The following is a 25,170-nucleotide window of genomic DNA, read 5'->3' as shown; positions in this document are numbered from 1 at the left end:
CTTACTCTTTGTTAAAGATCAACGGTTGCGCCTTTGCACGGATCAGCTCGACCAACTCCTCGTTCATGAAGCCGTATTCATCGGGAATGTCGAGAACGTGCAGGGGCTTGTAACGCGTCTCATTGCGGAAGTCGGCACGGATGCGTGCGGCGTGCTTGTCCTCCATCACCAAAATGATATCGGCCCAGCGGATGTCGGCTATAGACAGCTGGCGTCGGGCAGACCGGGCAGTGCCGGCAGAGCGCGTGTCCACGCCTTCCACATGGCGGAACACGGCCTCGCCTGTCGGGCTTCTCCACTGATTCTTCGAGCACACGAATAAAACTCGCACAGGCTCAGCATCCGCCATGATCTTTTCCCATTCATTATGGTGCCAGATCTTGCCGATCTGCCGCGCGCGGTGAAGCTTGTTCTTGCGCCAGTAGATTTTCTTCCAGTCCTTCTCGATGCCATAGCGGCGGGAGGACTGGTCGCGATGATTGATGCGTCCATCGAGCTTGCGCGCAAGGGCGCGGCGCTCGGCACGCGAGTTGGGGTGGGACATTGTCTTCCTCAGTGTTTTGCCGGTCGGGTCAGCAGCCGCGGCAATACGAGGGAGACTTCTGGGGCGGGCTCATATCCTTAGCCTCGGCAGAAAGCAAGGAAATCAAATCTGGCGGCAGGAAGCTATGGCGTGATCCTAGCCACCATTTGTGACAGAGCACGCACTGGCAAAGTCAGCGAATTCCTGGTTTGGCGGAGGCGGCGTGAATGTCACCCGATCACCGAAGGGTTCGTCGATATCAAAAGTTTCTCCGCGCACCACGGCATTGTAGATGCTGATCGCCGTTCCGCTACTACGGGTTTGTATACGGCGAAGACGGCGAACGACGGTCCAGGCTGCTGTAGATTTTTCGCCATTCTCAAACCAGACAGGAACACTACGGGCATCCATGCTGGCAACGCCGACCCTACCAACCGGATTTTCCGCCGGTTCAAAAGAAATGGTGACCTTGAGGCCGTAATGATTGCTGCAACTAAAGCGGATTTCCGGCTTGCTCATGTCGGTCGTCCAGAGCTTGCTCGAAGTATAAGTGACATCCTCCGTGGCACTTCCCTTCACGTCCATGCTTGCCATGACCCGCTGCATTTTCCAGCCCTCGGCAGAGGCTGAGTGCAATGGCAATCCGAAGCTCGCTATGACTGAAAGAACCAGGAATAAACGCATCAAAACTTCCCCCACGCTTGGTACAGGGATTATTCTTTACCGGTCCATGACTTCAATTCAACCGAAAGTAGGCCCTGTTGAGGGTTTTCCGGTCCGGCGCGCCCCGATTTGGAGCAACTCGAATGAGGACGGCTTTGCCGACTAGTGTTAGCTTCACATGATCGCCGGGCATGCGCTTGTTGTTGTGGGCCCGGAGAGCCGCAGGAGAATTCATTGGAAGCCTGGCTGACAAAACTGCCAATGCCGCAATTCCTGCGAGGCTGGATCGTCCTTCCGCTATGGCGCGCCATTGTCCGGCTATCGCGCCCGGAAGTGAGGATCGTGACAGGCGGGATCAGCTTCTACGCGCTCTTCTCCATTTTCCCGCTAATCTATCTGACGCTGACCCTGCTCTTTTCGCTGCTGCCGCATGACATTTCCGATGCGCTGTCGAATACGGTCGACCAGGTGCTGACTTCTGCCGTTGCTCCGCTCCAGCAGGCTGATCTTGCCACCATCCGGGATTCCACCCCGCAAGGCTTGACGATCCGGGCCGTCGGCGCCGTTCTGGTCGTGCTCTACACCGCGACATCCGGAGCCAAGGCCGCCATTACCGGCATCCGCATGGTCGCCGGCAGTGAGCGGCGCTCAAACATTATCCGCTTCCAGGGCGTCTCCCTGCTGATGACGACGATGCTCATCCTCATCGTCTGGTTGCTTGGCGCGCTGCAGCTTCTGATGTCCTTTGCTACCGAGCGCGAAGGCTTCGTCGCTTTCTCTCTGGCGCGCGACATTTCAGATTTTGCAGCCCAGCTCTGGCTGGGCAAATTCATCGCCTGCTTTGTGATCTTCTACCTGATCATCTCGCTGTCGCTTTATGGACGCATCAATTCTGCGCGGTCGATGACCATGGGGGCTGCCGCTGGCGCTTTCAGCTGGAGCGTCGCGACCTGGGCCTATCATCTTTACCTTCGGATTTCGGTGCTCGACACCTTCTATGGGGCACTGGCGTCCGTCATTCTCGGCTTCATCTGGCTGGTCGTTTCGGTCTCGTCGCTGCTGCTGGGCGCCGCGCTGACCGTAGAATGGTCGAGGCTCCTCTCTGACAAGTCACCGGAGGAAGATGAAGCGACCGGCGTCCTGAAAGACGCGCCAGATCAGCCTGCAGAATAGGCGGCAGCGACCGCGGCAGCTCTGGCGCGCAGATCGGCGTCGTCCAGACCGTCAACGCGGTCTGGCATCCAGCGGCGTTGGAATGCGGTGATGGCCGCTGTCAGGTCGCTGACGTCATACCCAATGGCGCGCAGTGATATCTCGGCGGGCTGGTCCGCCCCGGCGCTGACCGAAGGCCAGAGCCCGATGCCCGCTTCGGAAAGGCGTTGCCAAGGGAAATGCTCGCCTGGATCCGCCTTGCGGGCTGGCGCAATATCGCTGTGACCGACGACACGGTCCGCCGGGATATTCCAGCGGGCTATGATCGCTTTCGACAAGGAAACGACCGCCTCGATCTGCGCGTCCGGATAGTCCGGCAGGGTGCCATCGGGGGCGCGCCAGTCATGTCCGCCATTCACGATCTCGATCCCGACAGAGCGGGAGTTGAGGTCCTCATCGCCCTGCCAGCTGGAAACGCCCGCATGCCATGCCCGTTTGTCCTCATCGACCAGCTGCAGGATTTCGCCGGTCTCGCGCACGACATAGTGGGCGGAGACACCGGCCTCCTTGTCGGTGAGCCGCTCAATCGCCGCATCGCCCGTTTCCATGCCGGTATAGTGCAGCACCAGCATATCGAGCGGGAACTGGCGGTCATTGAAGTTCGGGCTGGAGAGGCGCGTAATCTTCATTTCACCACACGGGCTTTTTCAGGAATGGCTGCTTCCGGAAGGGATTTGTTCCGGCGCAGGGCAATGACAAATACCCCGCTCAGGGAAATTGCCGCACCGACCACGAGGCGCGATGTCAGCGGTTCGCCAAGCAGGCTGACCGCGAGGACCACGCCCCAGAGCGGCGTCATCAGCGTCAGCGGCGAGAGGAGCGAGATGTCGTACTTCTTGATGAGGTAATAATAGGCGCCATGACCAAAGACGCTGACGCCAAGCACAGCGAACACGGTCGCGGTCCAGACCAGCCAGCCGCCGCCGACAAAGGCCTCAACCTGTCCGCCTTCTGTCAGGAAGGAGAAAATCAGGAGCGGGCCGAAGCTGAAAAGACCGAGCCATGCCTGAAGCTGCAGCGCGCTGATCGGCGCCATCTTCTTCATCATGATGCCGCCAGAGGCGCCGATGAAGGCCGAGATAATCACATAGATGAGGCCAAAGCTGACCGAGAAACTGTCCGGGTCGAAGGCGATCAGGGTCACCCCCGCAAAGGCCAGCATGATGCCGAGCCCGCGCCGCCAGCCGACCTTCTCACCAAGGAACGCCATGCTCATCAGCGTTGCGAACGGCACGCCAAGCTGGCCCGTGACGGACACCGCGCTCGCTTCAGCATTGGCAAGCCCCATGAAAAGCAGCGCGAAATGCACCGCGCCCATACACATGGAAATGCCGAACAGGGTCAGCATCTGTTTTGGCGCCGGAAACAGGAAGGGAATGAGAACGAGCGCGATACCCGCAAAGCGGACGGCCGCAAAGAAGACAGGCGGCACGGCGGCGTCTGCGACGACCCAACGGGTCACAACGAGGTTCAGCCCCCAGACAAAGCAGACGGCAAAGAGAAGCAGGAAATCGCGGAAACCCATGACTGGCGCTCTAGCAGTGTTTCTGCGCCCGCGTCACCGGTTTTCGGCGGGGAAAGGGCTAGCTCGGAAGGTTCTGGTCGTAGGGACTGTCGAGCGAGAAAGCTGGCACGCGTGCGACAAACTCAGCCCCGTCATCCGACACGAACGTATAGCTGCCACTCATCATGCCGGACGGTGCGGCCAGCGGCGCGCCGGACGAATAGCGGAAGGTGTCACCGGGCTCGAGACGCGGGGTCTGGCCAACCACACCTTCGCCATCAACCGTCTGGCGCCTGCCGAAGCTGTCGATGATGTCCCAGTGGCGAAGCGTCAGCGTCCACGTCGTGTCGGAGCTGTTTTCCATCTCGATCGTATAGGCCCAGACATAGCGGCCCTTTGCCGGAAGCGATTCCTCATCGAGGAATTTCGGCGTGACGGCGATCTTCATGCCGTCCGTCACCGCTTCATAGCGAAGGGCCTTTCGAGACGATGCCATATGCGTCGGGCCCCCAGCCTAGCCGTTCATCGCCGAGAGCGCCGCGAGAAGATCGGCTTCGAGGTCGCCCGCGTCTTCAAGGCCGACCGAGATACGGATCCAGCTCTCATCAAGCCCCATCGACGCGCGCTCTTCCTCATTGAGGGCGCGGTGCGTGGTCGAGGCCGGATGACAGGCGAGCGACTTGGTGTCGCCAAGATTGTTCGAGATATCAACGAGCTTCAGCGCATTCAGCACGCGGAAGGCTTCAGGGCGTCCGCCCTTGACCGAAAAGGCGATCAGCGTGCCCCCCTCTTCCATCTGCTTTGCGTGGACCGCGTAGTGCGGATGGTCGCTGCGCCCCGGATAGCGGACGGCGGCAACATTCTCATGCCCCGCGATGGCATCAGCGAGCCGCGCGGCGTTCTTGCTGGCCTGACGCACGCGAAGGTCCAGCGTCTCCAGCCCCTTCAGGACAACCCATGCATTAAATGGAGAAGCGGCAGGTCCGGTATGGCGCAGCCATGGGTCGATGAACTCCTCCATCCAGTCCGTAGGACCGAGGATCGCGCCGGCCAGAACGCGGCCTTGGCCGTCCATGTGCTTGGTCGCCGAATAGACCGAGATGTCCGCGCCAAGCTCCATCGGGCGCTGGAGGATCGGCGTGGCAAACACGTTGTCGACGATCAGCTTGGCGCCAGCCTTGTGGGCGAGCTCTGCCACGGCGGCGATGTCCACGGCTTCGAGAAGCGGATTGGACGGCGATTCGATGAGAACATAATTGGCCGGGCGCGACAGTGCCTTCTTCCAGGCATCGAGGTCAGAGCCCTGAACGAATTCGGTCTCCACGCCATAACGCGGAAGGATCGTCTGGCAGATGACCCGGCAGGAGCCAAAAAGCGCGCTTGCCGCTACGACACGGTCACCCTGACCAACAGGTGCGATCAGCGCGGTCGAGATGGCGCCCATGCCCGACGAGGTCACGCGGGCTGTCTCTGCGCCTTCCAGCATGGCGAGCCGGTTTTCCAGCATACGGACCGTCGGGTTGGCATAGCGCGAATAGACATAGCCTTCCTCTTCGCCGGACATGCGGCGGGCCGCCTGCTCAGCGCTGTCATACGCATAGCCAGAGGTCAGGTAGATCGCTTCGGAGGTCTCCCCGAACTCGGACCGCATCGTGCCACCGCGCACGAGTTTCGTCGCTGGTTTCCAGTCCTTGCCATCTTCAGCCGCCATGGACTTCATCCTTCCAAACATGAGCGGTCCGTCTTAAGCCTCTTGACGGAAAAGGATCAAGGCATGGTTGAGCCAAGACAGGGCGTCCTGCCCGACGGGGAATTGAAAGAGCTGTTCGGGAAAGGCTCGATCAGGGCTGACCGGCCGCTGGACGCCGATCAGATCCAGCCTGCCAGCCTCGATCTTCGTCTAGGCACTGTCGCCTATCGCATCCGGGCAAGCTTCCTGCCGGGCGATCGCCGCCGGGTCACCGACGTTCTGGAAGAGCCGGGCCTTGCGCTGCATGAAATCCCGCTGACCGATGCAGGCGCCGTGCTGGAAACAGGCTGCGTCTATCTCGTCCCGCTGATGGAAACCGTACGCCTGCCGGACGGCATTTCAGGGCGCGCGAACCCAAAAAGTTCTACCGGGCGGATCGATGTTTTCACCCGGCTCGTCACCGACCGCGCCAATGCATTCGACGACATTCAGGAAGGCTATGACGGCCCACTCTGGCTGGAAATCAGTCCGCGGACCTATTCCATCCTCGCGCGGCCCGGTGATCGGCTCGCCCAGCTGCGTCTTCGCCGCGGCAAGCCGCAGAATGTCAGCGACCTGATCGTCTCCATCGACATGGAGGCCGCAGATGGCAAACCAGTTGGCTGGCGCGCCAAGCATCATGCCGGACTGATCGACCTTCGCGCTATTGGCGGCCATGAGGTGGCTGACTATTGGGAGCCGCTTTTCCCGCATAAGGGGCGAGTCGTGCTCAATCCTGAGGATTTCTATATCCTCGCTTCACGTGAAAGCGTCAGCGTCGCCCCCGGCCAGGCCGCCGAAATGGCCCCGGTCGCGCCGGAACTGGGTGAGTTTCGTGCGCATTATGCTGGCTTCTTCGATCCGGGCTTCGGGACGAATGCAGGCGGCTCGCGCGCCGTTCTGGAGGTTCGCTCACGCGATGTGCCCTTCATCCTCGAGCACGGCCAGCCGGTTGCAAAGCTCGTCTATGAGGACATGGCAGGCGAGCCGGCCGCGCTCTATGGCGGCAAGTCGAGCAATTATCAGGGCCAGCGGCTCAAACTGTCCAAGCATTTTGCCTGAGAGCCTGAAATCGCTGGACAATGTATCCGGCAGCCTTTTGGATTGCCGCATCCTTGCAACTTTGGGGGCTTAAGCCATGAAATTCCAAATCCTTAGCGCGGCCGTTGCCGGTCTCGCGCTTGCAGCTTGCGGCGGCGGCGAAACCGACCCGGTCGAAAGCGCTGAAACCGCAGACGAAACCGTGATCGAGGCGGCCGAGGAAGCTCAAGCGCCAGAAGTCGATGACGTGGCCGCGCTGGAAGCCGACTGCCTGATCCTCGCAAGCGACCCGGAAGCGCAGGAAAGCTTCGTCGACATGGGCACCGACACGGAAGGCTTCTGCGCGTGCTTCGTGGACGTCATCGACAATAGCCCGGAAGACGAGCGTGCGCAGATGCTCATCACGCTTGAAGAAGTGACCGACGGCATGGAAGCCAGCGGTGAAGGCGCCGAAGATGTCGTCAGCCGCATGATGAGCGCCGCCATGACCGACGCGGAAGGCGAAGCAGCGCAGGGCACCATGGCTGGCGTCCGCATGATTGGTGACGTGATCGACCGCATCGATAACAGCATGGAAGACACAGGCACCTGCCCGGCTGCTTAGGCGGTTTTCGGGACTGCGGTTCCGATTGACTTACCAAACGTCAGGGGCGTTTCTCTCTAGCCAGACAGGCCTGCCATAAGAGCAGGCCGAACGGAGGAACGCCCATGACCCATGATCTCGTCATTCGCAATGGTTTCGTCGTCGACGGAACAGGAGCGCCCGGCCGGGAAGCCGATATTGCCATCGATGGTGGCCGGATCACCAGCGTCGGAAACGTCCCCACCAAGGGCCGCGAAGAGATCGACGCAAAGGGCGAAATCGTCACCCCCGGCTTTGTCGATGTGCACACGCACTATGACGGGCAGGTCACCTGGGGCGACACGCTGACGCCATCCTCGATCCACGGCGTCACCACAGCCATCATGGGCAATTGCGGCGTCGGGTTTGCCCCTTGCCGCGAACAGGATCACGACCGGCTCATCCGCCTCATGGAAGGCGTTGAGGATATTCCGTTCCCCGTCCTCTCGACCGGCCTTCCGTGGGATTGGGAGAGCTTCCCGCAATATCTCGAAAGCCTGTCGGACAAGAATTTCGACATCGACTTCGGGGCGCAGCTGCCTCATGCGGCACTACGCGTCTTCGTGATGGGTGAGCGCGGGGCCAATCGCGAGGAAGCGACTGCCGACGATATCGCCGCCATGGCAAAGCTCGCCCGCGAAGCGGTTGAGTCTGGCGCACTCGGCTTTTCGACCTCCCGCACGCTGAACCATCGCACCTCTGACGGCCAGCCCACCCCGACGCTGACCGCCAGCGAAGAAGAGCTGACCGGTATCGGCATGGCGCTGAAGGAAGCCGGCAAAGGCGTTCTGCAATTCGTGTCGGACTTTGATGACCCGAAAAAGGAAGCGGCCATGCTGCGCCGGATCGTGGAGCGGACGGGCCGCCCGCTGTCTGTCTCGCTGGCCCAGTCCGATGTCGCGCCGGAAGGCTGGCGTGTGCTGCTCGGTGCCATTGAAGATGCGGTCGATGACGGCCTGCCAATGCGGGCACAGGTCTGCGGCCGACCGGTCGGCGTGCTTCTCGGCCTCGACCTCACCATGAACCCGTTCACAGCCCATCCGGTCTATCAGGAGATCAAGGACAAGACGCTTCAGGAGAAGGTCGCTGCCCTGCGCGATCCTGACTTCCGCGCGCGGCTGCTCTCATCCAGGCCGGACCCGAACAATCCATTCGTGAAAAGCCTGCTGCGCAATTTCGGCAAGCTATTCACCCTCGATGCCGTGCCGGACTATGAGCCGGAAGCCGACCGCACCGTCGAGGCCATCGCCAAGGCGCGCGGCGTCACCAATGAGGAAGCCGCGCTCGATATCCTGCTCGAGGATGACGGGCGAGGCATGCTGTACTTGCCCTTCCTCAACTATGCGAACGGCTCGCTCGACCCGTCCTATGAAATGCTGAGCAGCAAGGCGACCATTCCGGGGCTGTCAGATGGTGGGGCCCATGTCGGCATGATCTGCGACGGCTCTTTCCCGACCAGCATGCTGACCCATTGGACGCGTGACCGCTCACGTGGGCCGAAATTCTCACTGGAATGGACGGTCAAACGCCAGACGGCGGACACCGCCCACTGGATCGGCCTGCATGATCGCGGGCTAATCGCGCCGGGCTATCGCGCAGACCTGAATGTCATCGATTATGGCAGTCTGACCCTGCACCGTCCCGTCATCCTGCGGGACCTGCCGGCAAATGGCCGCCGCCTCATGCAGCGGGCCAGCGGCTATACCGCGACCATCGTGGCGGGCCAGACGATCTATCGCGACGGTGACCCGACGGGGGCAAAGCCGGGGCGGCTAGTGCGCGGCGCGCAAAGCGTCCCGGCGCAGGCAAAGGTCGCGGCAGAATAGACGTCAGGTGCTAGCTGGCGGCTTTTCGCTGACGGCCTGTTCCTCGATATTCTCGAACCGGTCCGCGCGGGCGAGGTCGGGGAAAAGCCGCGTCCACAGAAGCGCAGTTGTGATCGCTGCGCAGCCGCCAAATACGACCGCGCCGACAGGGCCAAGCAGCCTAGCGGCGACACCGCTCTCGAACTCTCCAAGCTCATTGGAAGCGGAGATAAAGATGAAGGAGACCGAAGACACACGGCCCTTCATCTCATCGGGCGTCGCGAGCTGGATCAGCGAGGCGCGGACATAGACGGAAATCTCATCGGCCGCGCCCGTCACGATCAGCGCTGCCATGGAGAGGAAGAAGTAAGGCGACAGGCCAAAGACCAGAGTCGCGACGCCATAGATGCCGACCGCCCACATCATCCATGGGCCGGTGTGGCGGGTAAGCGGGCGTGTCGCGAGGATGAAGGCCACTGTGGCCGCCCCGATTGCGGGCGATGCAGCAAGAATGCCGAGGCCTTCCTGCCCGACATGCAGGATGTCGCGCGCAAAGACTGGTAGCAGCGCCTTGGCCCCGCCAAAAAAGACAACGACCAGGTCCAGAGAGATGGCGCCGAGGACGATCTTGTTGCGGCGGATATAGCCAAGCCCTTCAAACACCATGGACCAACCACGCACATTCAGGACTTTCTCATGCGGCGGCGTCTTTGCCGTCGCGATGGCGAGAATGGCGAAGGAGGCGAGGATGATGGCCACCGTGTACACCGTGGCCGCACCAAAGAAGCCATAAATCAGCCCGCCGACAGCAGGGCCCACGATCACGGCCGTCTGGAAGCCGAGTGAATTCCAAGCGATCGCGTTTGGCAGCTCCTTTCGCGGGACGAGACGCGGGAAAAGCGAATTGGCGGCGGCGGGCGTAAACGCGTTGACGCAGCCGAGCATGATCGCAACGCCAAAAATAATCGGCAGCGCATTCGATGCGGGCAGGAAGACCGAAGCCAGAAGGCCGAAGGAGAGCAGCACCCGCACCGTGTTCGACACGATCAGGATCATCTTCCTGTTAAGCCGGTCTGCGGCCTGTCCCCCGACAAGCGAGAGCAGGAGCACGGGCACGAATTGCGCGAGGCCGACAAGGCCCAGCAGGAAGGCCGATTCCTCAATGCTCCAGCCAAGCCCGCCCGTTTCTGCGGGCCTGCGGGCGAGGTCATAGACCTGATAGCCGATTGTGATGGCTTCCATCTGGCGCGCCGCCGCGATCGACACCCGCATCAGCCAGAAATGCAGGTATGCGCGGTGCCTGAAGACGTGAAGGGAAGGAGCAAGCGCCATGGGTGGGCTGTCCTATACCCTGCGTCGGCAGTGGGAAAGCACGAATTTTGTCAAGGACGCTTGACTGACAAGTTTCCTTGTCATAATGTCAAGGAAACACGACAAGACTGGAACTTGAAATGCAGGAAGAAAAACAGGATCTCGAGCTCGGAAAATTCTGGGCACGCATCTTTGGCGGGCTGGGCCTGTGCGCCACGGGCGCCATCGCCGCACGAGCGATCGAAAGCGAAACACTCACCGTGCAATGGGGCGGCGTCGGCATGCTCTCTGGCACGCTTGTCGCCTTCTCATTCATGCTCATGAAATACCGCCGCGGCGATGAGTTCGACAGAGCCATCGACAGGGTAACGAGCGTTCAGGCCGGTCTTTTCACCATCGGCATGATCATTTTCCAGAACCTGATCGCACAGATGGGCTGGATCCCGTCCGAGGCGATCCCTGTCTACGCGATGCCGGGCTTCTTCATCCTCTACAAGACGATGACGGCGCAGATGCTTCGCGCCTCACTCGCCGAAGGCAAGGACTCTGCCGGTATTCTCGCGCTTCGCGCCTGATCACTCACACACAACACTGACTAGAATTGGAGGCCGCATATGGCCCAGCAACTTGGATTCAACACCGCCCGCAAGAGATATAAGCGCCTCTATTGGCCCGCCGTGATCGCATATGTGGCGGCCTGTATCGGCGGCGCGATACTGGTGGACAAGGACACGTCGCCGGTCTGGATGACGGGCGCCTTGTCCATCCTGACGAGTGCGCCGCTCGTCTTCATCATGTGGCTCATGCTGCGCCACTCAGATGAGACCGATGAGTATACAAGGATGCGCCAGCTTCAGGCCTTTGCAAAGGGCGGTGCCATCACGATGAGTGCCATCTGGGTCGTTGGGAGCTTCCAGCTCTGGGACGTGATACCCGGCCTCAACGTCTTCTGGTTCGGGCCTTTCTTTTTCCTCGCCTATGGGCTGACCTACTGCTGGGACAGCATGACCGGCAAGACGGTCTGATGGGGCGCTTCATGGAGAATATCATCCGCACCCTTCGCGCCGAGCAGGGCTGGAGCCAAGCCGCACTGGCCGAACAGCTCGACGTGTCACGCCAGTCAGTAAACGCCATCGAGACGGGCAAGTACGACCCGTCCCTACCGCTGGCCTTTGCCATTGCCCGCCTGTTCGGCAAGTCGATTGAGGAAGTCTTTCAGGACCCGGCCGCACCAGCCGTGAAGGCTGCGGAATAGGCCGCTCAGGCTGAACAGCTTGCTCCGCCCAGCACGCAGAAGGTCGCGCACCAGGGGTGGTTCAGCTGGACCGGGTCTTCAGTCGCGGCGGCCAGCGTGTCGCCAAGTTCAAACTCCGGCGCATAAGCCAGCAGGGTGCAGGCCGTCACTGTGGCGCGGCCTGCGCCTTTGCGCCGGATGACCATGCGCTGACTGGCGCACATCATGTCGCCCGGATCGACATCGAGAATGCCCCAGCAGGCCGTGGTGATTTCTGGCGGGCTATCGCCCTCGATCATTTCAGGAAACAGGACGAGCGCCTTTGTATCAGCCGGATCGATGCGTAGCCCGAGCCTTTCGATAAGCGCCCCATAGCCAAGGCGGGCTTCCGCCTCGCTCTCAGCCAAGTCCTGCCGCCCGGCGATGGCGACTGAGAAACCATTCGAGGCGAGCCAGGCGAGGCCTTCACCGGCAATCTCGAAACTGCCGGCGCCGCGCTCAGCATCGTGAAGTGGCTGCGAATGGTGATCCATCGACACACGCATCGTGATCCTGTCGCCAAACCGCTCATTGAGCGCGAGCAGGCCCTCGCGGATTTTCGGACGCATCATCGGGCGCATTGCATTGGTCAGGACAAGCAGCGTGTGACCGCGGGTCAGCACCTCTTCCATGATTGCCAGGATATCCGGGCACATGAAGGGTTCACCGCCGGTAATGCCGATCTCCTTTGTGCCCTCAGCCAGGGCGTCGATCTCATCAAGAAACGGCACCACGTCGCCAAGCGTCAGATAGACGAGGTCATCATTGGTCGGAGAGCTTTTGATGTAGCAGTTGCGGCACTCAATATTACAGAGCGTGCCGGTATTCAGCCACAGCGTTTTGAGGCCGCGCCAGTCCACTGACCCACGGGTCTCCCCCTTCGCCGTGACGAAAGGGTCGCGAAACTTCTGTTCGATCAATGTCGTATGCGCCATGGGCCCGGACATTAGTCTTGCACACCAGCATGACAAGCAGCCGTTTTCATGCACTCGCGCAGATGTGAACGCGTCCCAACTGAGGGCCCGGGCTGACAAATCGCTGGCGTTTCCCGCCAGAAAAGCTATTCAGCCAGACCGGCCGGCGCGCGGGTGTAGCTCAATGGTAGAGCAGAAGCTTCCCAAGCTTAAGACGAGGGTTCGATTCCCTTCACCCGCTCCAGCCGCCTCATCTTCCAGCTGAATAGTCTCCCGATGTGGCAAATTCCTCGCTTCGGTTTTGATCGCCTTAACCGGTTTTCTGTTAAGCATCCCGCATGGGCACGCACGCGGACTATATTGATTTTTCTGACCTGACCGGGGCTGACCGGGAAGCTTGGGCTACCTTGCAGGCGAGCGATCCATGCCTCTGGAGCCCCTATTTCTCCTATTCCTATATTGCTGCTGCCGAAGCCGCCCGGCCCGGCGTCAAGATCATCCGGTTCAGCCATGCAGGCAAACCTGTCGCCTATTGGCCCATCAGGCCGGGGCCTCTAGGCACCGCCCGCCCTGTCGGCGGGCCGATGGATGACCTTCATGGTATCGTCGCAGCGCCAGATACCGTCCTCGATCTCAGCCAGCGGGCCGTGTCGCGTCACATTGGCGGCTACGCGTTCACAGCGACGCCGAACAATCAGCAGCGCCATGGCCTCATCGGTCATGTCGGCGACGGCAATCACATCATGGACCTGTCGGACGGCTATGAGGCCTGGCTTGAGGAGAGGCAGGCAGCCTCGACCACCTTGCGGCGCGAATACCGCAAGGCCGAGAAGCTCTTGAGCGATGCGGACACGCAGGTCGAGCATGATCTGGTCGACGCTGAAGCTTTTGACCGGCTGCTGGAGCTTAAACAGATCGCCTACAGGCAGTCTGGGCACTTCCCGCTGTTTTCACTCGAATGGCCACGTCGCTTGCTGGAGACCCTGCAGGAGACAAACGCCCCCGATGCGCGCGGCGTCCTCTCGACGCTTCGCATCAAGGGCGAACTCGTCGCCGTGTGCTTCAATATGCGTTCAGAGCGCGTCCTGCACTACTGGTTCCCGGCTTATGAGGAGCAGCATTCAAAGCTGAGACCTGGTCTCGTCCTCCTGTTCAGCCTCGCCGAATGGAGCGCCGAGCAGGGTATCCAGGAGATTCACCTTGGACTTGGCGACGTCGAGTTCAAACACCGTATGGGAAGCTGGATGTCGCCGGTCAAAGGGGGCTCGCTTGCCATTAGAGCGCCGCAAAAAATCGCGACATCATTGACCGGCGTCACGACCCGGATCGAGGGCCAGAACGCCCTGCTTGATTTGCCGGCAAAGCTTGCCCGCAAGTACCACCGGGTCATGCTGGCCGGGGCATTGCGGGCTTGAGTTTGCCTGTCGTGGCAGGCCGTTTTTGCAGTGTTGCCGTCTAGGACAGTCTACCCGTCACTTTCGAAAGCGGTGCGAGCGGCTTTTCCACCCGGCGGTGAGCAATGTGCTCAGGACGCTGCGAATTCGCCGCGAACGGGGCCTTCAGGCGGTTGGACCACGCATTGAATACGAAGAAGGCGTTCATCCGTTCGAACGGGGTTATATTGCCATTCGAGGCGTGCAGCGTGTTGCAGTCGAAGATCACGACGGAACCTGCCTTCGGAGCCGGGGCGACAATGCCGCCTTCATCGACAAGCTGTGCGATGGAATCGGCATCCGGAATGCCGGTTTCCTGACGCTTGAGCGACGACTTGTAATTGTCTTCAGGCGTTTCACCGACGCAGGAGATGAAGGTCTCATGGCTGCCCGGGACGAACATGACAGGGCCAGCCTGCGGGTGATTATCCGTCAACATCACGGACATGGAGAGGGCGCGCATATCCGGCATGCCATCTTCGGCGTGCCATGTCTCGAAGTCGGAGTGCCAGTAGAACTCCTTGCCCTTGAAGGCTGGTTTATAGTTCAGGCGTGACTGATGGATGTAGACCTCATCGTCGAGGATGTACCGGGCGACATCGGCCAGTCGTGGGTCACGCGCGACAACATCGAAGTCGCTGGTCTGGCGGTGGATCGCAAAGACGGAGCGGACGGCTCCACTATCGCGCTCTGAGATGACGGTTTCATCGGCGAGGCTGTCTGGATAGTCGCGCATCTCATTCGCCGTACCGCGCATGCGGGCGACCTCCTGAGGTGAGAAAACATCTTCCAGCACCATGAAGCCGTCGCGTTCGAAATTCCGGATGAGCTCCGGGTCGATCGGCGGCGTGGTATCGCCGCGGGCGTGCACGACATCGTCGCGGCGGGCGATCTGTTCAGGTCTCGTGTTCAGCCTTGTGGTGTATCGGTCCTCTTGCAACTGTTGCATGGCTAATCGTTCTGATCCTCTTGGTTTCGCGGGCGCTTTCTGCGCCAGTTCTTGATTATGATGGCAGCTCAAGCCGCCCATCTGGCCGCACCTACGCTGGGACACACCTATAGGTTGCAAGAGAATTCCACGAATAGTCCTTATCTTAATTGAGGTTATGCAGACGCCGCGGTTGAGGCGTGCAACCGGGCGGGGTGTGGGTCTACCGAGGCGAAACGCTGGACGCTTTGATGCTTCTCAGTCACAAGGCTGCCCATGAGCCCAGATCTTCTCATCGCCTTTGCCGACAGGTTCGGCGTGTTCGTCTTTGCCATCTCGGGCGGCGTGCTCGCTGTGCGCAAGGAGATGGACCTGCTCGGCGTTATCGTGCTCGCTTTCCTGCCTGCCATTGGCGGGGGCACGCTGCGCGACCTTCTGCTTGGCGCGCCCGTCTTCTGGCTGTCAGATACGCTGACACTTGTGCTGGCGATTGCAGGCGGGCTCACCGCTTTCCTGTTCTATCGCTATGTCAGCCAGTTCCGCGCCCTTCGCTGGCCAGACGCGGTGGGGATGTCGCTCTTCGCTGTCACGGGCGCAGCCAAGGCCATGTCGCTCGGCCATGGCTTTCTGGTCGTCGTGATCATGGGCGCGATCACGGCAAGCGCGGGCGGCCTGCTGCGCGATGTGATCGCCAATGAAGAACCGCTGGTGCTGAAAGAGGGTGAGCTTTACGCGACCTGCGCACTGGCCGGGTCCGGCGTCTATTTCGCTGCGGTTGCACTTGGCGCGCCCGAAGCCATCGCCTTTGCCGCAGGCATGGCGACCGCCTTCATCTCCCGGGCGATGGCCATCATCTTCGGCATCAAGCTGCCGCGCGCTAAAGGTTGACCTCGCGAGCCCCTGCCTCAGCCGCCCTCCCCGTGCTAAGGCACAGCAACAAGAAATGCCAAAGGGAGGATAAGAATGGCAAAGGGCGCAGACGATCCAAGACTGGACCCGCGCATTCGCGCAATGCTTACAACCATGCCGCAGCCAGCGCCGAACCCGGCGACGACGCGCGAGGAAATGGTCGCACGCGCCAATTCGCCGGAAGCAAACGAACGCGCCGCTATGGTGCAAAAGCTCTTCTCCCAGATCGACACTGAGCCGCTGGCGCCGACGAAGGGCCTCGATATCTCAACCCATGAGTTCACCTCGCAGCCCGATGGCAACACGGTGAAGATCCAGCTCATCAAGCCGGAAGGCGCCGGAGAGCTGCCTTGCGTCTATTACATCCATGGCGGCGGCATGCAGGACTTCTCCTGCTTCGACGCGATGTACCGGACCTGGGGCCGCCTGCTGGCGCATCAGGGCATGGCAATCGCCATGGTCGATTTCCGCAACAGTCTGCGCCCCTCCTCGGCCCCAGAGATTGAGCCTTTTCCAGCTGGCCTCAATGACTGTGTGTCGGGCGTCAGATGGGTCAGCGAGAATGCCGGCAAGCTCGGCATCGACAAGGACCGGATCATCGTCGCGGGCGAAAGCGGCGGCGGCAATCTTACGCTTGCGACGGGCCTCAAGCTCAACCGGGATGGCGATGTTAGCATCGTCAAAGGCCTCTATGCGCTTTGCCCTTACATCGCGGGCAAGTGGCCTGACGATCGCCTGCCCTCCAGCACCGAGAACAATGGCATCCTGCTCCATCTTGAAGGCATGGGCGCGGCAATCGCCTACGGCATCGACGCCTATGAAGCGAAGGATCCGCTCGCCTGGCCGCTCTTTGCCAGCGAGAAGGACGTAAAAGGCCTGCCGCCCGTGATGATCAGCGTGAATGAGTGCGACCCGCTGCGCGATGAAGGTATCGAGTTCTACCGCCTGCTGCTGCGCGCCGGACAGCCTGCCCAATGCCGCAATGTCATGGGCACCAGCCACGGCACTGAAATCGCCGCGCATATGTGCCCCGACATCAGCCGCCGGACAGCGGCCAGCATCGCGCAGTTCCTGAAAGAGGTGTCAAACTGACCGCGCCGATGTTCACGGTTATATATCGCTGGAAGCTAAAGACCGGCCAGGAAGACACCTTCCGCGACAGCTGGGGTGAGGCGACGCGGATCATCAAGGCGCAGTGCGGCAGCTACGGCTCCTCCCTGTTCCACGAAGCGGACAATATCTGGTGCGCGATTGCCTGCTGGCCGTCCAGCAAGGCGCGAGACGATTGCACCCGCAAGGACCCTGTCCCCGAAGAGGTCTGGGAGAGAATGCGGGCCTGCGTCGAAGAGCGTCTTCCGGCGCGCGAACTAACGCTAGACACCTATTTGTGGTCAGGAGAGATCAGAGAAAATCCTGAAGCGTCTCGATGAAGAGATCGAACTGGTCATGGTGCAGCCAGTGACCCGCTTCGGGGAACATCTTCACGTCGGCATGTTTGAAATGCTTGATCCGGCCATCTTCGGCCGGGTTCGAGGCCCAGCTTTTCTCGCCATAGAGCAGCAGGGTCGGACAGCTGATATTCGACCAGAGCTCAGCCACCTGCTCATGTGTGATGTCGACTGACTCCCAGACGCGGAGGTAATTGTCGAACTTCCAAGAATAGGTACCGTCCTCATTGCGGGCGATACCATTAATGGTGAGGTGGCGTGCCTGCTCGGCCGTCAGGAAGCTGTTCTCTTCCTTCATGCGGGCATAGGCCTGCTCGAGCGACTCGTACCGCTTGGGCTGGCGGCCAGCGAGACCGCGCTTGTCATCGATCATCTTGCGGAAGTGATCCTGCCACGGCGTCTTGCGGCGTTCTTCCAGGCGGCTCGGGCTTGGCCCGAGGCCTTCGATCGCGACGATCTTGCGGACATTCTCCGGATAGAGGCCGGTATAGCGCAGGCAGATATTCCCGCCGAGCGAATGGGACACGATGGTGACAGGCGCAAGCTTCAGCTGGTGGATCAGCTGGGCAAGGTCGTAGATATACGCCTGCATGTTGTAATTGCCTTCAGGCGACCAGGCGCTGTCGCCATGGCCGCGAAGGTCTGGCGCAATGACGTGCCAGTCCTTGCGAAGGGCCTCTGCCGTCCAGTCCCAGCTGCGGCAATGGTCACGCCCGCCATGCACCAGAAGGAGCGGCGGCGCGTCTTCATTGCCCCAGTCGGCATAGTGCAGCTTCAGGCGCTGCGAGAAATAGGTGTGCGAAGTCGGTCCGAGAAGTGTCATCAAAGCCGTTTTGACCGCATCGCTTCGTAGAAGGCAATGGCTGCCGCGTTGGAAACGTTGAGACTTTCCATGCCGGGCACCATCGGGATGCGCGCCAGCGTTGCGCATGCCTTCGCGACCGCCGGGCGAAGGCCTGATCCTTCAGCCCCCATCACGAAGGCGATCTTGCGCGCGCCGCTGACGGAATCAGAAAGATGTTCCTGTCCTTCACCGGCAAGACCCACCGTGTGATAGCCCGCCGCCCCCAGCGCATCGAGCGCGCGGGCGATGTTCACGACGCGGATTTCCTCCACCGTCTCGATGGCGCCTGCCGCAGACTTGGCGACCACGCCCGTCAGCGGCGGCGTATGCCGCGTCTGCAGAACAAGGCCGCCGACACCGAATGCGGCAGCCGAGCGGAAGATGGCGCCGAGATTATGCGGGTCCGAAATCTGGTCGAGAATGCACAACGTGTCCGGCGCATCAGGACGGTTGATCACGTCTTCCAGTGCGGCCGGCTCGGCCGGCTCGACCTTGATGGCGATGCCCTGATGGACCGCGCCAGGCGGCAGCAGCTTGCTGAGCGCCTTCTGGTCCATGACTTCAAAGCCCTCAAGGCCGGTGCGCTTGGCCGCATTCTCTGTTGCGACCCAGCGCAGAATGACCCTGTTCTTGTTGGAAATTGCGGCTTCGACGGCATGCTGCCCCCAGAGCCAGAGCGGCTCATTCGGGTCTGGTGCAGATCGCGCTGCAAATCGCCGTTTCTCATGGTTGCGTGGAATGGGCTTCATCCCTATAAAGCGCGCTTCGGAGCGACCGGGTTGTTGATGACAGCCTTTTGGCGGTCTGATGTGGCAGCGTCAATTACCGACGCTGCAAGGCAATCCCTGGAGGGGTGGCCGAGTGGTTAAAGGCAGCAGACTGTAAATCTGCCCGCATAGCGTACACAGGTTCGAATCCTGTCCCCTCCACCATTTGCTGCCGGTTGAGCGTCAGCTCAAAAAATCAGTCCGGGGGACTGATTTTAGGCAAGCAAATGCCCCGGCAGGGGCTTTTCTTGATTGATCCCCGCTCCACTACGTTCCGCGATGGATCGCGCTCAGGGCTGCCTGGCTTTACTTTGCTTCCGTATCCTCGCTGCGCTCGTCACATGAAGCATGCTCAGGGCTGCGGGTCAGCGGTCGCCAACGAAGTCACTTCGAGCCGCCATCATCCCCACTGCCATCCGCGTGCCTCTTCCCTTGCATCGCGCCGCGCCCCGAAGTATCTCGTGGCCCTCTGGCGCGCGGATATAGCACAATGGTAGTGCAGCAGCCTTCCAAGCTGAGGATGCGGGTTCGATTCCCGCTATCCGCTCCAGGCCAACCTCATCCCGCCTTCAAGGATTGCTCGTCGTCAGCTTCGACTGTGAAGCTGTCGAGGAAGCTGATCATGCTGTCAGACCCGACCGGGCGCGAGATGTAGTAGCCTTGAGCGCGGTCGGCACCCATGACCGACAGCATGGACATGATCTCGCGCGTCTCGACGCCCTCAGCCGTGACCTTCATCCCGAGACTGTGCGCGAGATCGATCGTCGACTTGATCAGAAGCGCATCTGAGGAGCCAACTTTCAGAGGGAGCACGAAACTCTTGTCGATCTTGAGCTCATGCGCCGGGATCTGTTTCAGATAGGAAAGCGACGACAGGCCTGAGCCATAATCGTCGATGGATATCTCAAAGCCTGCTTCACGCAGCAGCTGGATATTGGAAAGCGCCAGTTTCGGGTCATCGATGACCGCCGTTTCGGTCACTTCGAGGCAGTAGCGATCTGCCTCTGCGCCGATGAAGCCAATGCTCCAGCGAAGGAATTCGGTATCAGTCAGAAGCCGACCTGAAAGATTGACGGCGACCTTGATGTCATGCCCCGCATCGAGGAAGCGGGCCCGCTCATCCCTGACCTGCCTGAACACCCATTCGCTCAAGGGGCGAATGTGGCCAGTCTCTTCGGCGGCGCGGACGAAGTCCTCAGGCGAAACGAAACCGCGCTCTGGATGCTCCCAGCGAAGCAGGGCCTCCGCGCTGCAGACCGTCTGGCTGCGAAGGTCCACCTTTGGCTGGTAGGTCAGGTAGAGACTGCCATCCTCCATGCCTGCCACCATCTCGCTCATCAGCGAGAGCGTGCCACTCGGATCACCATAAGCGACCTTGTCGAACGCAAAGACAGGAAGGCGGCGCTGCCTGGCCTGATGGAGGCCGATAACCGACTCATCGAGCGGTGCGAGCTTTCCGTCTGAGCCGAGCGGCGCGAAACCTGCCGAAAGCTGCACATCAACCAGCTCGCCGCGCACCCGGACCGGGCGACCGGCCCCCTCCAGAATGGCGCTGAGGCGGATACGCGCCTCTTCATGGCTGGCTGCGCCTATCGCAACCCCGATGACTTCTCCGCCAAGCCGGCCGAGTGCGAGGACATCCGGCATCTCCTGAAGCCGCTGGCCAAGCAGGGCCACCAGTTCGTTGCTCGCTGCCTGACCAATAACCGAAGTGATATTCGCAAACCTGTCGGGGCTAATCGCAGCGCAGTAGACATCCGCGCGGTCCGTTCCGGCGAGGAACATCTCCATCGCCCGGCGGTTCGGCAGCTCTGTTTCCGGATCTGTCAGGGAGAGTTTGAGGATATTTTCCTCACGCGCCTGCACCTCTTTGACCATGTGGGAAAAGCTGTTCGCGAGCCGGCCGATCTCATCATCGGCTTTCACGTCGAGGCCGGCCTTCTTCCCGCTTGCAATCGCCTGCGCCGCCGCATCCAGCTTCATGATCGGACCGGTCACCGTGCGAGAGATGAACCACGTGCAGACCAGCAAGGCGACAATGCCGCCTGCAGCCATGAGCGCGATGATGAGCAGCATGCTCCTGAAAGGCGCCATGGCTCCAGCTAGCGGGTATTCAAGCTTGAGGACGGCATCAGGCAAATGCCCAAAGCCCTTGATCGGGCTTGAGCGCGTCACAAAGCCGGGCTTGTTTCCGGCATCGTCTCCATACTGCCCGTCGATCAGGATTTGCGCGGTCAGCGGAATGGCCGACAGGGTCTCAAGTTCGCTCAGCTCTGCCTCATCGAGCCTTTCGGCAAAGAGCACCCAGCCGAGAAGGGTCGGGGCCATGATCGGACGTGAAACGATCTGGTGCACAGCCCCGTCCAGCGCGGCCACACCTGTTTCCTGCCCATTGGCGTTCAGCGCCGCCAGAAGCTCTGCATCGACCGTTTCGGTCTCCACCGCGCCGCCCCTGAGGCCTCGCCCGTCAGAGGTCACGATGAAGGCGGCTTCGGCATCCAGCCTGTTGAGGAAGTTTTCGAGCGCCGAGGACATGGTGGCGACATCATCGGTGGCCACCGCTTCGCGGAAACCGAAATCGCGCGAGACAACGCTGGCAGCCTCCTCCAGCTTGTCGGCCCGCATCTGCCACAGACGGTTGGAGACCGCTTCGGTTGCGGCCATTTCGTCGTCGATTTTCTCGCGCGCCGCCGCCTCAATCGCGAAATAGCTCGCCAGCACGATGACCGCCAGGATCAGTCCTAGAAGCCCGCCATAGGAAACGACAAGTTTGGTCTTTAGGTGCCGGAAGGCCATGCGCCGCGCCCTATTCGGCAGCGCCTGGTGGCGGCGGCGAATAGCGAGCAGGGAGCGCCAGCTTCATCGTCTCGCCGTCGAGCACCGGCGTCACATCGACCGTCTGGCCGCCGGACATGTCGGGCTGCCAGACCTGCGCGATGCCAGCATCAGCCGGGAGGCCTTCGATCTCGACGCGCCCATCAGCGTCGGTGACACCGGCATAAGCGGCGTCAGTAACGTGGATATAGGCGAGCATGAGGTCATGGATGTTGCAGCCGATCGCAACCGTGCCGGGCGTATCGAAGGTGACAAAACGCTGCTCTTCGCGGCCATAAAGTTCGAGCTCGAACCTGTTGCCACGCGAGAATGAGTAAACGTGGTGACGTACACGGTCGAGGTTTGGAAAGGTCACATCCGCGCCTGTCGGAACTGCCAGTACATAAGGCTTGAAGCGAATGTCCTGCTGACTGAGTGCGAGCGGCTGGCCGTAGGAAGAGGGCGCCGCGCCGCCCGTATCAAAACTGACGACGGCGTTGGCCACAGGCTCACCGGAAGAGTCGACGACAATAATCGGACGCGCAAAGGCCGGCAGCGAAACGGATACCAGCAACAGGAAAAGCGAAAATAGTCTCATTCTTATTTTCTATACAATGTTATTTACACATCTATTAATTATCGCGCGCTATTTCTCGCCCCCGACCAGAAATGATCAGGGGTGACTTTATGCTTTCACGACTTCGCAGAAGCGTAATCATGCCGCTTCGGGCGGCTATGGCAGCGGGTATTTTGATCGGGGCTCCGGTCACGGCAGCGCATGCTGACATGCTGGATTTCGAGACAGGCGGAAAACTGCTGCTCACCCGCGGCGTGACCGATGTCGACGGCGCGGCAGGCGGCGGCATCACGCCCTGGGCGGTCATCGCCGGCAACTCGACCGATCGCGGCATAGGTGGCACGGCCCATTACACCTATCTCGACCTGCCAGATTACACTTTTGAGTCCTATGGCGCTGCGGCTGGCTTCTATAACCGGTTCGAGATCAGCTATTCGCGTCAGGAATTCGACACGGGCAGCACTGGCGCGGCGCTCGGCATCGGCGACGGGTTCACATTCAATCAGGACATCGTCGGCGCAAAGCTACGCCTTGCTGGCGATGCGGTCTATGACCAGGACAAGTGGCTGCCGCAGATTGCTGTGGGCGCCTTCTACAAGTCCGCAGATCACGGCCCGCTCCTCAATGCACTCGGCGCTGAAGATGATGATGGCGTCGAAGTCTATGCCAGCGCGACGAAGCTTTTGCTTGCGCAAAGCCTGCTTCTGAATGCGACGCTTCGTTATACCGACGCCAACCAGAACGGCCTTCTGGGCTTTGGCGGCACAAACGACCATCAGCTCCAGCCTGAAGTCTCTGTGGCCTATATGCTTTCCCGGCGTCTCGTCATTGGCGGGGAATACCGGATGAAGCCGGACAATCTCGCCTTCGCGCAGGAAGAAGACTGGTTCGATGTCTTTGCAGCCTATGCGCTGAACAGGAATGTCACCCTCACAGCGGCCTATGCCGACCTCGGGTCGATCGCGACTTTTGAAGACCAGCGCGGCCTCTATCTTTCACTCCAACTGGGATTCTAGCCCATGCGTATTTTCTCAGCCTCCATCGCACTCATCATCGCCCTGGCTGGTCCTGCAGTCGCCCAGCCTCTCAATGAGGGAGACGCAGTGCCGGCGCACATGCGTGAGGGCGAGCTTCATGTAGACCCTTATGAAATCTCCAATAAAAATGCTGGCGCAGACCCGATTTCGGACCCGAGCGTGCTCGCCGCATTCAATGGACGCGAAGGTATCGCGCGTATTGTCGACAGCTTCGTCGAAGGCGTGCGGACGGATCCTCGCACAGAAAAAATCTTTGCGGCCTCCGACTGGGTCCGCCTGACGCGCACGCTGAATGAGCAGTTCTGCTATATTCTCGGCGGCGGCTGCGACTATACCGGCCGCGACATGAAAGAGGTCCACCGCGACCATGGTGTCACCACAGCCGAGTTTGCTGCGGTGGTGGAAATCCTTCAGGCGGCCATGAATGAAGAAGGCGTGCCGTTCCGCATGCAGAACCGCTTTCTTGCGAAACTCGCGCCCATGAAGCGGGACACTGTCACGCGGTAATCTTGTCTGAATAGGGAATGGCGCACCTAACAGGATTCGAACCTGTGACCTCTGCCTTCGGAGGGCAGCGCTCTATCCAGCTGAGCTATAGGTGCGTTGCCAATCCCTCTATGCGAATGGGGCGGCAGGTGCAATCTTTGCGAAACACGCCAAATCAGCTTTGTGCCAGTGTCCGTTGGCATGTAGTAAAGCCTGTCGCCGGCATTGCAGGCCGCCCGTCTTGAGGAGATTACACGTATGAGCCGCAGCTTCCATTTCGTTTCAGGCCTGAGTGCCCTTGCCTTTGCCGCGCTCGCAGCCTGTAGCCCGTCTGGCAGCGATGAGGCCGCCACGAGCGACGAGCCAGCCGTCGTCGAAACCGGCACGGGCGCCGAAGATACGAGCCCTGAAGGCTCGGCCGAATATCGCTCGCGCGATGAGCTTATGGCTGAGTTCGATGCGGCGCTGGAGCAGGCGCAGGCCACGAAGGGTGACGGCTCACCCGCGATCTGGACCATGTCCGACGAGGACACGACGGTCCATATCTTCGGCACCGTCCATCTGATGCGGCCGGACCTAGACTGGCGCACCGATGAGTTCACCGAAAAATTCAATTCGGCTGACGTTCTCGTCCTTGAACTGGATATGGTCAGCGAGGCAGGTCAGCAGGCCGTCGCCCGTGATTTCCTGTCTCGCGGTTTCTATGGGGATGGGCGCACGCTCAGCAACGAGCTGCCAGACCCGGTCCTCACCGCTTTTGAAGAGGCGTTGTCCGGCCTCAATCTGCCCGTCTCGGCTTTCGACCCGATGGAGCCATGGATGGCGGCTGTGAACCTCTCCGTTCTGCAGCTCCAGTCTGATGGGTTTGACCCGAATGCCGGCATTGAGCAGATCCTGATCGCCGATGCAGAAGCGGCCGGAAAGGAATTCGCCTTCCTTGAAACCGCCGCCGACCAGGCCGCGATTTTTGACGAACTGCCCGAAGATACGCAGGCCGCCTACCTCTATGAGACCTCCATCACGCTGGGCGATACCAGCCGCACCCTCGATCAGGTTGTCGATGAGTGGCGCGACGGCGATGTCGAAGGTCTGGGCATGCTCGTGGCGAACCCGGATACGGGCGGCGGCGACGGCATCTATGACGCCCTCTTCGTTGAGCGGAACGAGAACTGGGTGCCGCAGATCGAAGGCTTCCTCGATGATGTCGAAGGCACCGTCTTTGTTGCGGTTGGCGCAGGCCATCTTGCAGGGCCTGACAGCGTCATCACCCTGCTGCGCGACAAGGGCTATGAGATCGAGGGGCCATAAGCCCCATTTGAAATCTGGTATC

The 25,170-nt window shown here is 60.8% G+C and carries 27 protein-coding genes and 4 tRNA genes; 17 read left to right on the top strand and 14 right to left on the bottom strand.

Translation table 11 applies throughout. The features are described from left to right. Nucleotide 1 precedes the first annotated feature (1 nt). Complete coding sequence (locus KUV46_07555; protein QYJ02232.1) at nt 2–544, bottom strand: hypothetical protein; 543 nt, start codon at nt 542–544, stop codon at nt 2–4. Between the two features lie 135 nt (nt 545–679). Beyond that, entirely contained in the window at nt 680–1,207 is a 528-nt protein-coding gene (locus KUV46_07550) for a hypothetical protein (GenBank protein ID QYJ02231.1), read from the bottom strand. 213 nt (nt 1,208–1,420) lie between these two features. Between KUV46_07550 and KUV46_07545 the strand changes: the two genes are divergently transcribed. Continuing rightward, on the top strand, nt 1,421–2,359 hold the full coding sequence (locus KUV46_07545) for a YihY/virulence factor BrkB family protein (GenBank protein QYJ02230.1): 939 nt from the start codon (nt 1,421–1,423) through the stop codon (nt 2,357–2,359). On the opposite strand, the gene KUV46_07540 is transcribed toward KUV46_07545, so the two are convergent. The 4 genes from KUV46_07540 to metZ are packed head-to-tail and all read right to left on the bottom strand — an operon-like array spanning nt 2,344 to nt 5,613. Continuing rightward, nucleotides 2,344–3,027, bottom strand: coding sequence for an N-acetylmuramoyl-L-alanine amidase (locus KUV46_07540; GenBank protein ID QYJ02229.1), 684 nt, complete (start codon nt 3,025–3,027; stop codon nt 2,344–2,346). The two genes, KUV46_07545 and KUV46_07540, sit on opposite strands and share 16 nt — an antisense overlap. Beyond that, entirely contained in the window at nt 3,024–3,923 is a 900-nt protein-coding gene (locus KUV46_07535; protein QYJ02228.1) for a DMT family transporter, read from the bottom strand. Before KUV46_07535 ends, KUV46_07540 begins: the two co-directional genes overlap by 4 nt. A gap of 58 nt (nt 3,924–3,981) precedes the next feature. Next, complete coding sequence (gene apaG, locus KUV46_07530) at nt 3,982–4,398, bottom strand: Co2+/Mg2+ efflux protein ApaG (protein ID QYJ02227.1); 417 nt, start codon at nt 4,396–4,398, stop codon at nt 3,982–3,984. Between the two features lie 18 nt (nt 4,399–4,416). Continuing rightward, nucleotides 4,417–5,613, bottom strand: coding sequence for an O-succinylhomoserine sulfhydrylase (gene metZ / locus KUV46_07525; GenBank protein ID QYJ02226.1), 1,197 nt, complete (start codon nt 5,611–5,613; stop codon nt 4,417–4,419). A 63-nt stretch (nt 5,614–5,676) separates the two neighbouring features. Here metZ and KUV46_07520 point away from each other — a divergent pair, with 63 nt between their 5' ends. The 3 genes from KUV46_07520 (at nt 5,677) to KUV46_07510 (ending at nt 9,120) form a co-directional block, all read left to right on the top strand. Beyond that, nucleotides 5,677–6,693, top strand: a complete 1,017-nt coding sequence (locus KUV46_07520; protein ID QYJ02225.1) for a 2'-deoxycytidine 5'-triphosphate deaminase — start codon at nt 5,677–5,679, stop codon at nt 6,691–6,693. 76 nt (nt 6,694–6,769) lie between these two features. Further along, nucleotides 6,770–7,276 carry a hypothetical protein gene (locus KUV46_07515; GenBank protein ID QYJ02224.1) on the top strand — a complete coding sequence of 169 codons (507 nt, stop codon included), beginning with the start codon at nt 6,770–6,772 and terminating at the stop codon, nt 7,274–7,276. Nucleotides 7,277–7,380: 104 nt separating this feature from the next. Then, a complete protein-coding gene (locus tag KUV46_07510; GenBank protein ID QYJ02223.1) occupies nt 7,381–9,120 on the top strand; it encodes an amidohydrolase family protein in 1,740 nt (579 codons plus the stop codon). Between the two features lie 3 nt (nt 9,121–9,123). On the opposite strand, the gene KUV46_07505 is transcribed toward KUV46_07510, so the two are convergent. After that, nucleotides 9,124–10,431: an MFS transporter gene (locus tag KUV46_07505; GenBank protein QYJ02222.1), complete on the bottom strand. Its 1,308-nt coding sequence runs from the start codon at nt 10,429–10,431 to the stop codon at nt 9,124–9,126. Nucleotides 10,432–10,550: 119 nt separating this feature from the next. On the opposite strand from KUV46_07505, the gene KUV46_07500 reads away from it, so the two are divergent. Genes KUV46_07500 through KUV46_07490 form a run of 3 tightly spaced genes read left to right on the top strand, consistent with a single transcriptional unit; the run spans nt 10,551 to nt 11,665 of the window. Beyond that, nucleotides 10,551–10,985, top strand: a complete 435-nt coding sequence (locus KUV46_07500) for a hypothetical protein (GenBank protein QYJ02221.1) — start codon at nt 10,551–10,553, stop codon at nt 10,983–10,985. Between the two features lie 39 nt (nt 10,986–11,024). After that, complete coding sequence (locus KUV46_07495) at nt 11,025–11,435, top strand: hypothetical protein (protein ID QYJ02220.1); 411 nt, start codon at nt 11,025–11,027, stop codon at nt 11,433–11,435. An 11-nt stretch (nt 11,436–11,446) separates the two neighbouring features. Next, complete coding sequence (locus KUV46_07490) at nt 11,447–11,665, top strand: helix-turn-helix transcriptional regulator (GenBank protein ID QYJ02219.1); 219 nt, start codon at nt 11,447–11,449, stop codon at nt 11,663–11,665. 5 nt (nt 11,666–11,670) lie between these two features. Here the strand turns inward: KUV46_07490 and KUV46_07485 are convergent, their stop codons facing one another. After that, nucleotides 11,671–12,618 carry a radical SAM protein gene (locus KUV46_07485; protein QYJ02218.1) on the bottom strand — a complete coding sequence of 316 codons (948 nt, stop codon included), beginning with the start codon at nt 12,616–12,618 and terminating at the stop codon, nt 11,671–11,673. A 149-nt stretch (nt 12,619–12,767) separates the two neighbouring features. On the opposite strand from KUV46_07485, the gene KUV46_07480 reads away from it, so the two are divergent. Together KUV46_07480 and KUV46_07475 are read left to right on the top strand one after the other, a co-directional pair. Next, nucleotides 12,768–12,841: transfer RNA gene (locus KUV46_07480), tRNA-Gly, on the top strand. A 94-nt stretch (nt 12,842–12,935) separates the two neighbouring features. After that, nucleotides 12,936–14,012 carry a GNAT family N-acetyltransferase gene (locus KUV46_07475; protein ID QYJ02217.1) on the top strand — a complete coding sequence of 359 codons (1,077 nt, stop codon included), beginning with the start codon at nt 12,936–12,938 and terminating at the stop codon, nt 14,010–14,012. A 40-nt stretch (nt 14,013–14,052) separates the two neighbouring features. On the opposite strand, the gene thpD is transcribed toward KUV46_07475, so the two are convergent. Then, nucleotides 14,053–15,060: an ectoine hydroxylase gene (thpD, locus tag KUV46_07470; protein ID QYJ02216.1), complete on the bottom strand. Its 1,008-nt coding sequence runs from the start codon at nt 15,058–15,060 to the stop codon at nt 14,053–14,055. Between the two features lie 174 nt (nt 15,061–15,234). On the opposite strand from thpD, the gene KUV46_07465 reads away from it, so the two are divergent. The 3 genes from KUV46_07465 (at nt 15,235) to KUV46_07455 (ending at nt 17,297) form a co-directional block, all read left to right on the top strand. Then, nucleotides 15,235–15,846, top strand: a complete 612-nt coding sequence (locus KUV46_07465; protein QYJ02215.1) for a trimeric intracellular cation channel family protein — start codon at nt 15,235–15,237, stop codon at nt 15,844–15,846. Between the two features lie 75 nt (nt 15,847–15,921). After that, complete coding sequence (locus KUV46_07460; GenBank protein ID QYJ02214.1) at nt 15,922–16,959, top strand: alpha/beta hydrolase; 1,038 nt, start codon at nt 15,922–15,924, stop codon at nt 16,957–16,959. Nucleotides 16,960–16,967: 8 nt separating this feature from the next. After that, entirely contained in the window at nt 16,968–17,297 is a 330-nt protein-coding gene (locus KUV46_07455; GenBank protein QYJ02213.1) for a hypothetical protein, read from the top strand. On the opposite strand, the gene KUV46_07450 is transcribed toward KUV46_07455, so the two are convergent. Both KUV46_07450 and rlmB read right to left on the bottom strand, forming a co-directional pair. Then, nucleotides 17,269–18,138, bottom strand: coding sequence for an alpha/beta hydrolase (locus KUV46_07450; GenBank protein ID QYJ02212.1), 870 nt, complete (start codon nt 18,136–18,138; stop codon nt 17,269–17,271). The two genes, KUV46_07455 and KUV46_07450, sit on opposite strands and share 29 nt — an antisense overlap. Beyond that, nucleotides 18,138–18,908, bottom strand: coding sequence for a 23S rRNA (guanosine(2251)-2'-O)-methyltransferase RlmB (gene rlmB, locus KUV46_07445; protein ID QYJ02211.1), 771 nt, complete (start codon nt 18,906–18,908; stop codon nt 18,138–18,140). Before rlmB ends, KUV46_07450 begins: the two co-directional genes overlap by 1 nt. Before the next feature lie 98 nt (nt 18,909–19,006). Here rlmB and KUV46_07440 point away from each other — a divergent pair. Continuing rightward, a tRNA-Tyr gene (locus KUV46_07440) sits at nt 19,007–19,091 on the top strand. A 311-nt stretch (nt 19,092–19,402) separates the two neighbouring features. Then, nucleotides 19,403–19,476, top strand: a tRNA-Gly gene (locus KUV46_07435). Between the two features lie 8 nt (nt 19,477–19,484). Here KUV46_07435 and KUV46_07430 read toward each other — a convergent pair. Next, nucleotides 19,485–21,722, bottom strand: a complete 2,238-nt coding sequence (locus KUV46_07430) for an EAL domain-containing protein (protein QYJ02210.1) — start codon at nt 21,720–21,722, stop codon at nt 19,485–19,487. Between the two features lie 10 nt (nt 21,723–21,732). Beyond that, nucleotides 21,733–22,338, bottom strand: coding sequence for a hypothetical protein (locus KUV46_07425; protein ID QYJ02209.1), 606 nt, complete (start codon nt 22,336–22,338; stop codon nt 21,733–21,735). A 119-nt stretch (nt 22,339–22,457) separates the two neighbouring features. On the opposite strand from KUV46_07425, the gene KUV46_07420 reads away from it, so the two are divergent. After that, complete coding sequence (locus KUV46_07420; GenBank protein QYJ02208.1) at nt 22,458–23,333, top strand: DUF3034 family protein; 876 nt, start codon at nt 22,458–22,460, stop codon at nt 23,331–23,333. A 3-nt stretch (nt 23,334–23,336) separates the two neighbouring features. Next, nucleotides 23,337–23,861: a group 1 truncated hemoglobin gene (locus tag KUV46_07415; GenBank protein ID QYJ02207.1), complete on the top strand. Its 525-nt coding sequence runs from the start codon at nt 23,337–23,339 to the stop codon at nt 23,859–23,861. A gap of 18 nt (nt 23,862–23,879) precedes the next feature. Here KUV46_07415 and KUV46_07410 read toward each other — a convergent pair. Beyond that, nucleotides 23,880–23,956 (bottom strand) — tRNA-Arg (locus tag KUV46_07410). A 142-nt stretch (nt 23,957–24,098) separates the two neighbouring features. Between KUV46_07410 and KUV46_07405 the strand changes: the two genes are divergently transcribed. Further along, the gene (locus KUV46_07405; GenBank protein ID QYJ02206.1) at nt 24,099–25,148 is read left to right on the top strand and encodes a TraB/GumN family protein; all 1,050 of its coding nucleotides are present in this window, start codon (nt 24,099–24,101) and stop codon (nt 25,146–25,148) included. Nucleotides 25,149–25,170 lie beyond the last annotated feature (22 nt).

This window comes from Thalassovita mediterranea (assembly GCA_019448215.1).
Lineage (GTDB): Bacteria > Pseudomonadota > Alphaproteobacteria > Caulobacterales > Hyphomonadaceae > Henriciella.
Note: the sequence above shows the minus strand (reverse complement) of the source record. Positions and strands in the feature narration are given on the sequence as shown.

What these genes read in the sequence shown, in the direction of transcription:
- KUV46_07450 (QYJ02212.1), bottom strand. Translation starts at nt 18,138, where the DNA reads ATGACACTTCTCGGACCGACTTCGCACACCTATTTCTCGCAGCGCCTG.
- KUV46_07540 (QYJ02229.1), bottom strand. Translation starts at nt 3,027, where the DNA reads ATGAAGATTACGCGCCTCTCCAGCCCGAACTTCAATGACCGCCAGTTC.
- KUV46_07465 (QYJ02215.1), top strand. Translation starts at nt 15,235, where the DNA reads ATGAGCCCAGATCTTCTCATCGCCTTTGCCGACAGGTTCGGCGTGTTC.
- metZ (QYJ02226.1), bottom strand. Translation starts at nt 5,613, where the DNA reads ATGGCGGCTGAAGATGGCAAGGACTGGAAACCAGCGACGAAACTCGTG.
- KUV46_07405 (QYJ02206.1), top strand. Translation starts at nt 24,099, where the DNA reads ATGAGCCGCAGCTTCCATTTCGTTTCAGGCCTGAGTGCCCTTGCCTTT.
- KUV46_07510 (QYJ02223.1), top strand. Translation starts at nt 7,381, where the DNA reads ATGACCCATGATCTCGTCATTCGCAATGGTTTCGTCGTCGACGGAACA.
- KUV46_07515 (QYJ02224.1), top strand. Translation starts at nt 6,770, where the DNA reads ATGAAATTCCAAATCCTTAGCGCGGCCGTTGCCGGTCTCGCGCTTGCA.
- KUV46_07500 (QYJ02221.1), top strand. Translation starts at nt 10,551, where the DNA reads ATGCAGGAAGAAAAACAGGATCTCGAGCTCGGAAAATTCTGGGCACGC.
- thpD (QYJ02216.1), bottom strand. Translation starts at nt 15,060, where the DNA reads ATGGGCGGCTTGAGCTGCCATCATAATCAAGAACTGGCGCAGAAAGCG.
- KUV46_07475 (QYJ02217.1), top strand. Translation starts at nt 12,936, where the DNA reads ATGGGCACGCACGCGGACTATATTGATTTTTCTGACCTGACCGGGGCT.
- KUV46_07555 (QYJ02232.1), bottom strand. Translation starts at nt 544, where the DNA reads ATGTCCCACCCCAACTCGCGTGCCGAGCGCCGCGCCCTTGCGCGCAAG.
- KUV46_07415 (QYJ02207.1), top strand. Translation starts at nt 23,337, where the DNA reads ATGCGTATTTTCTCAGCCTCCATCGCACTCATCATCGCCCTGGCTGGT.
- apaG (QYJ02227.1), bottom strand. Translation starts at nt 4,398, where the DNA reads ATGGCATCGTCTCGAAAGGCCCTTCGCTATGAAGCGGTGACGGACGGC.
- KUV46_07455 (QYJ02213.1), top strand. Translation starts at nt 16,968, where the DNA reads ATGTTCACGGTTATATATCGCTGGAAGCTAAAGACCGGCCAGGAAGAC.
- KUV46_07535 (QYJ02228.1), bottom strand. Translation starts at nt 3,923, where the DNA reads ATGGGTTTCCGCGATTTCCTGCTTCTCTTTGCCGTCTGCTTTGTCTGG.
- KUV46_07495 (QYJ02220.1), top strand. Translation starts at nt 11,025, where the DNA reads ATGGCCCAGCAACTTGGATTCAACACCGCCCGCAAGAGATATAAGCGC.
- KUV46_07550 (QYJ02231.1), bottom strand. Translation starts at nt 1,207, where the DNA reads ATGCGTTTATTCCTGGTTCTTTCAGTCATAGCGAGCTTCGGATTGCCA.
- KUV46_07425 (QYJ02209.1), bottom strand. Translation starts at nt 22,338, where the DNA reads ATGAGACTATTTTCGCTTTTCCTGTTGCTGGTATCCGTTTCGCTGCCG.
- KUV46_07520 (QYJ02225.1), top strand. Translation starts at nt 5,677, where the DNA reads ATGGTTGAGCCAAGACAGGGCGTCCTGCCCGACGGGGAATTGAAAGAG.
- KUV46_07460 (QYJ02214.1), top strand. Translation starts at nt 15,922, where the DNA reads ATGGCAAAGGGCGCAGACGATCCAAGACTGGACCCGCGCATTCGCGCA.
- KUV46_07430 (QYJ02210.1), bottom strand. Translation starts at nt 21,722, where the DNA reads ATGGCCTTCCGGCACCTAAAGACCAAACTTGTCGTTTCCTATGGCGGG.
- KUV46_07420 (QYJ02208.1), top strand. Translation starts at nt 22,458, where the DNA reads ATGCCGCTTCGGGCGGCTATGGCAGCGGGTATTTTGATCGGGGCTCCG.
- rlmB (QYJ02211.1), bottom strand. Translation starts at nt 18,908, where the DNA reads ATGAAGCCCATTCCACGCAACCATGAGAAACGGCGATTTGCAGCGCGA.
- KUV46_07485 (QYJ02218.1), bottom strand. Translation starts at nt 12,618, where the DNA reads ATGGCGCATACGACATTGATCGAACAGAAGTTTCGCGACCCTTTCGTC.
- KUV46_07505 (QYJ02222.1), bottom strand. Translation starts at nt 10,431, where the DNA reads ATGGCGCTTGCTCCTTCCCTTCACGTCTTCAGGCACCGCGCATACCTG.
- KUV46_07490 (QYJ02219.1), top strand. Translation starts at nt 11,447, where the DNA reads ATGGAGAATATCATCCGCACCCTTCGCGCCGAGCAGGGCTGGAGCCAA.